The organism is Streptomyces sp. (assembly GCF_019510245.1).
GTDB lineage: Bacteria > Actinomycetota > Actinomycetes > Streptomycetales > Streptomycetaceae > Streptomyces.
Genome location: NZ_JAEKKT010000299.1, coordinates 1 through 5,255 on the forward strand (window position 1 = coordinate 1; position 5,255 = coordinate 5,255).

Sequence of the window (5,255 nt, forward strand, 5' to 3'; positions counted from 1 at the left end):
AACTCACCGACTGCTCGGGACTACCGCTTCTCGTACGAATTCTCCGGCTGCGTCACCTGATTGCCGGACGCCTGGCCGAGCACGGGCGGCCAGGCTTCGTCCGAGGCGAACTTCCCCTCGGGGATCCAGGTGCCGGTGGCGGTCACCCACGAGCCGGCGGTGGAAGCATCGAGGCTGCACATCTCGGCCTTGTTGGAGCGGCCGTCGGGGCGCAGCAGGAGATGAGAAGGCCGCGTCAGGCACCAGCTGGCGCCGTCCTTGGTGACGAATCCGATCAGCCGACCGCGGTGCGGCTCTTCATCGCCCTGCCGCTGTCGCAGATGGCAGGGGAGGTGGGTTGGCCGAGGGCGAGGTCGATGGGGTCCTGCGCCGGGAGAGCGGCCAAGCTGCCGAGGCCCTCGGTCACGCACCCGGCCGCCGGCCGCCTTGGCCGCCGCCCGCTCGGCGCTGTACGAGCCGAAGGCGGGCGGCGGAAAGAAGCTGGACGGCGAAGGCGGCACGATGAGAGCTCAAGAGCCGTCAGAAACGGCCCACCCAGGTTCAGAAGGCGTGCGCCATCAGCTCCGCGAACAGCGCGTGCTCGTCGACCTCAAGGCCCCGCGAGCGGAACCAGCCGCAGATGTTGGCGCAGTCCCGCTGGAGGAAGTCCATTCCGTTGAGGTTGCCCACCAGATCGACGATCTGCGGCAGATCGATGATGACCAGCCGCTCGCCCGCCGCCAGGATGTTGTACGCCGAGAGGTCGCCGTGGACGACACCGCTCTGCACCATCGTCGCGAGCGCATCGGTCAGCTGCTCGAAGTACACCGCCAGCAGCTCACGTGAGGGCCGAACCTGGGCGAGCCGGGGCGCGGTCGCGACGGTGCCGTCCTCGTCGACGACAGTGATCCACTCCATCAGGATCTCGGTGCCGTCGATCTGGACCGGATAGGGAACCGGCAGCCCCAGATTCCAGAGCCGCACCAGCGCACCCCACTCGGACACCGCCCACTCGCCGGCCGCGACCTGCCGGCCGAAGGTGCTCTTCCGCTTGAGGGCGCGCTCGTCACGTGAGCGCTTCATCGAACGGCCCTCCGTGTAGGAGGCCGCGCGGTGGAAGGACCGGTGCTCGGGAGAGCGGTACCGCTTGGCCGCCATGACCACGCCACCGGCGGGGGCGAGCGGGTCGGCCCGCTCGACGAGGTGGACGTCGGCCTCCTTGCCGGTCTTGAGGACACCCAGCTCGGTGTCGATCGCGCCCTGCGAGGTCACCACCCAGTCCGGGAGCGGCTCGGGGCCTCGGGAGAGAGGTTCGACGCTGAGCCAGGTCGACCAGCGCTGGCCGTCGGCGAGATCGTCGTAGGAACGGAAGTCGAAGACGAACCGGTCGTCGATGTCGCCCAGGTCGCGCGACGGCGGGACGTAGCGGTCGGCGTCGGTGCTGAAGGCGTCAGGAAATGCCGGGTACTGAGGATGCTGCGAGAGATCGTCGTGAGACATCGCTGGAGGTGCTCCATGAGGCGAGAGAGAGGCGGTCTGCGGGCAGGCCGAGGACAGTCGTAGTCACGGTCGGGCCTCCTCTCGTGGAGCACCGGGCAGCTCCCGGTGGCTCGCCCATGGTGAGGGTCGGACACGGGGCGCGGCAACCGAATAAAGCCGGCCCGCGGCGAGCGGCCCCGGCGGTGCGGTCGGTTTCCGGCGTAATCCTCCGGACCCGGCTCGACGTGTCGCTCGTCGTAAGACGCCCCGCTGCATGCCGTAGTGGTCGACACGCGGATGTCCGGGCCGCGGCGGGCCGCAAAATCCGCACCGTGGCCCAGCACGGTCAGGACACCGGGCACCCTGACGGCGGCCTGTGTCTTGCGAACAACGCCCACGCCCGTCAACTCGCAGTGCACACCGCGGTGTCAGAGGTCACAGACCGTCAGGCGTCCCCGCCGCGGGCGCCGCCGTTGGGACGCGGAACCGCTGCAATTGCCGGTCGTCATCTTCCTGATGGCGATCGGCGTCCCGACCAACGCCAGCACCGGTCTGGCCGACACCCTCGACGACACCCCCGCCTTCGCCTACTGCCACGTCCGAATCACCGCTGACCTCGGTCAGCGCCGGCCTGTTTCGTTCGCACCCAACACACGACACGTAGTCCACCCCCGATGGAGTCCATCTGGCGGCGGCAAGAAGCTCCCCGCGCGCATCGGTCCGCCCTGGCCAGAGCGGTGGCCGGCTACAAGGCGGATGGCCCCGACCGGCAAGCCGGTCGGGGCGCTGTCGCCTCACTCTGCGGGCATCACCTGGTGTGGCGGATGCCCGGGGGGTCAGTGGTGGCGGCCACCACCGTGCTGGTGACCGCCGTGGCGGTGGTGGCGGCCCCAGGATTCGTCGTCGATGAAGCGGTCGTGGTCGTTGCGCAGGGTGGCGGTGTCGGAACGGTTGTCCCACACCTCGTTGTGGCGGTCCATGTAGAGGTCGCTGTCGGTGTCGTGGCCCCAGCCGGTGTGGATGCGGACGGTGGCGCGGCCGTCGAGGCGGTAGTGGTCGAAGGTGTAGGTGTCGCCGTCCTCGTTCTTCAGGGTCCAGCCGTCGAGGTTGACGGTGCGTCGGGAGGTGTTGGTGAGCTCGACCCACTCCTTGTTCAGTGAGCGCCGCGAGCGGTCCTCACGGCCCGGTGCGTCGTACTGGACCGCGCTGATCTCCACCTTCGTCCGGTCGGGCCGGGCGAGGTCGGCCGCCGACGCCGGCAGCGCCACCGCCCCGACGATCGCGGCGGCCGCCAATGCGGCGGCGGACAGACGACGGGCGGTCACCGTGGAAGAAGACACAAAGGCCCCCAGAGCTGTACGGGCACCCGCCCTGTTCCCGACGACCCCTTGCAGCGGGGCCGGCGGAGCGGGCTGGTGCGGTGTGCGGGTGGCGGCCGGTCGGCCGCACACCCACACCATGGCCATCCCGTGCAGATTGTGAACGCGATATGAGCCCTCCGTTACTCTTCATCCATATTGCTGTGACTCTTGGATGCATCGTCCATTTATGCGCCGTACGCACCAAGTTGACGCCACACAAGCTCACCGACCCGTTCGCACCTTGGCCCCCCGCCTGTGACCGCCGCAGCGCGCCACCCCAGCCCCTGACCTCCCGTCACCCGAAAGTGCGTAACAGGCCCTCCGGGCGCCACGCACCCTGACGTACGGAAACTGGACCGCGCACGGCAGGTCACCACGAGACGCCGACATCATCGAGACCGGCACCGACTCCTTCGGTCTCGCCCAGACCCGGGCCAGGGCCGAGCAGGACGCAGGCTGACGATCACAACGGGCCCTTCCTCTGTTCGTTTCTGCGCGCCGTTCCTCTACGATCGAGGAGGTCATCAACTACCACATGACATCTGCCCGGTGACGGAGCCGGCGTGGGGTGCGCGTCCCTGCTCCACGCCACTACTGGACGGCTTCAGGCGCAGCCACGGGTCGGCACATCCGGACGCCGACGGCCCCGTTGGCGCGTCCCGCCGGGCGGCGAAAGGGATGCGCCGTGCCTTCGGCTTCGGCGAACTACCGTACGCTGCTGCGCACTTCGGGTGCCGCGGCCTTCTTCCTTCCCGCCTCTTTCGGACGTCTGGGCATCGCCATGACGGGCATCGGCATCGTCTGGCTGGTGCATGCACGCACCGGGTCGTATGCCGCCGCGGGCCTCGTCACCGGCGGGTTCGCTGTCGCGGACGCCGTCGCCGGGCCCCAGCTCGGGCGCCTTGTCGACCGGTTCGGGCAGGCGCGGGTGCTCCCGTGGGCGCTGGGCGCACATGCGGGGGCCGTGGCGCTGCTGCTCACCGGCGCCGTTCCGGACCTCGTCGCCGGGGTGCTCGTCGGGGCGACGCTGCCCCAGCTCGGTGCCCTGTCCGCCGCTCGCTGGTCCGCCCTGCTGTCCGGCGAACGGGCGGCCGCACTGCCCACCGCCTTCGCCCTGGAGGCCCTCGCCAACGGCGTGTCCTACATGGCCGGCCCCGCCCTGGTGAGCGTCCTCGGCGCAGCTGGCCGCCCGGGCGCCGGGGTGCTGCTCGCCGCCGCGCTCGTCATCGGCGGCGGACTCGTCCTCGCCGCCCAGCGCCGCACCACACCACCCCTCGTCGGCCGCGCCGAACGCCGGCACGCCGCACGCGCCCTGCTGCGCTTCGCGTTCCTGCTGCAGGCCGCGCTCGGCCTCGCGCTCGGGGTGTTCTTCGGGGCGATGCAGGTGTCCGTCACCGCGTACGCAGTCGGACACGGCACACCGGGCGCCGCAGCGCCGCTCTACTTCGCCTCCAACTGCACCAATCTGGTGGGTGGCTTGGCCTACGGAGCATGGCGCCACGGTGGCTCACCCCGGCACCACCAGGCTGCAGCTGCCACCTGCCTCACCATCGCGTGCCTTCCGTTGACCTTCCTCGACGCGCCACTCGCGGTCGGCGCCACCCTCGCTCTGACCGGACTCGCTGTCCCGGTCCTCCTGATCCTCACCTCCGTTCTCACCGAGTCGTCGGTCCCGCGCGCCGTCCTCACCCAGGCGTTCACCTGGGGTAACTCCGCAAGCGCGGCAGGAATAGCGGGGGCCGCGGCGGTCGCGGGGCGGATGGTGGATGCGGGCGGTGCGCACGGCGGTTTCGGCGTGATGGCGGGGGCCGCGGCGGTGATGACGGTCCTGGCGCTCGGCGGGCTACGGGCCTCATCAGCAGCCGAGGATGAACGACCCTGAGACGGGCCGGAGGACGGCCACCATCAAGACCCCGAGGAAGGAGCCGAGCACCCCAAGCGATGTCAAAACTCACCGGCAATCTTCGCCTCACGGAACAGGAACCACTGCCAGGACTCATCGAGATGCGGTTTTCTGGCTCATCGACAAAACCACCCCGCCCGGCTCCAACGACGAGTGCGGCACCGGCAAGAGCCTTTGGTCATCACGGCGGGGGTTGAGAAACACCTAGTCACGTTCCCGCCTCAGTTGACTGGGCAAGGATCTCGCTGCACATCACAACGCACTCGCAAACGGGCTTGAGAGCCTTGGCGGCCTTGTCCCAGTCCTGGCGGGCGGGCGTATCGCGACGAGTTGCGCAGCAGGTGCACCACACACGTCTGGACAATCGTGCGAGGTCGGTGGTGGAGGAGCTCGCAGTAGATGTCATGACGCAGCTGCCGGACGACCGGGCCCGGCGGGAGGTGATAGCGCTCGTGGAGGTCGCGCGGATGGATCCGAGGGCCTGGCCCGATGTCCGCGATCCGGGCTCGGTGAGAGATCCGGGAGGCGTTCGG

At 69.8% G+C, this 5,255-nt stretch carries 4 protein-coding genes and 1 pseudogene; 1 reads left to right on the forward strand and 4 read right to left on the reverse strand.

Annotated elements, in window-relative coordinates; genetic code table 11:
- Positions 1-20: 20 nt before the first annotated feature.
- The 3 genes from JF597_RS49385 to JF597_RS49395 all read right to left on the reverse strand — a co-directional run bounded on the left by JF597_RS49385 (position 21) and on the right by JF597_RS49395 (position 2,783).
- On the reverse strand, positions 21-182 hold the full coding sequence (locus JF597_RS49385; protein ID WP_294012535.1) for a hypothetical protein: 162 nt from the start codon (positions 180-182) through the stop codon (positions 21-23).
- Between the two features lie 358 nt (positions 183-540).
- Positions 541-1,479, reverse strand: a complete 939-nt coding sequence (locus JF597_RS49390) for an RIO1 family regulatory kinase/ATPase (RefSeq protein ID WP_294012538.1) — start codon at positions 1,477-1,479, stop codon at positions 541-543.
- 815 nt (positions 1,480-2,294) lie between these two features.
- Entirely contained in the window at positions 2,295-2,783 is a 489-nt protein-coding gene (locus JF597_RS49395) for a lamin tail domain-containing protein (protein ID WP_294012540.1), read from the reverse strand.
- A 721-nt stretch (positions 2,784-3,504) separates the two neighbouring features.
- On the opposite strand from JF597_RS49395, the gene JF597_RS49400 reads away from it, so the two are divergent.
- Entirely contained in the window at positions 3,505-4,701 is a 1,197-nt protein-coding gene (locus JF597_RS49400; RefSeq protein WP_294012542.1) for an MFS transporter, read from the forward strand.
- A gap of 289 nt (positions 4,702-4,990) precedes the next feature.
- On the opposite strand, the pseudogene JF597_RS49405 reads toward JF597_RS49400, so the two are convergent.
- Positions 4,991-5,096: pseudogene (locus JF597_RS49405) on the reverse strand (transposase); the annotation flags it as partial.
- Positions 5,097-5,255: the final 159 nt, after the last annotated feature.

What these genes read in the sequence shown, in the direction of transcription:
- JF597_RS49385 (WP_294012535.1), bottom strand. Translation starts at nt 182, where the DNA reads ATGTGCAGCCTCGATGCTTCCACCGCCGGCTCGTGGGTGACCGCCACC.
- JF597_RS49390 (WP_294012538.1), bottom strand. Translation starts at nt 1,479, where the DNA reads ATGTCTCACGACGATCTCTCGCAGCATCCTCAGTACCCGGCATTTCCT.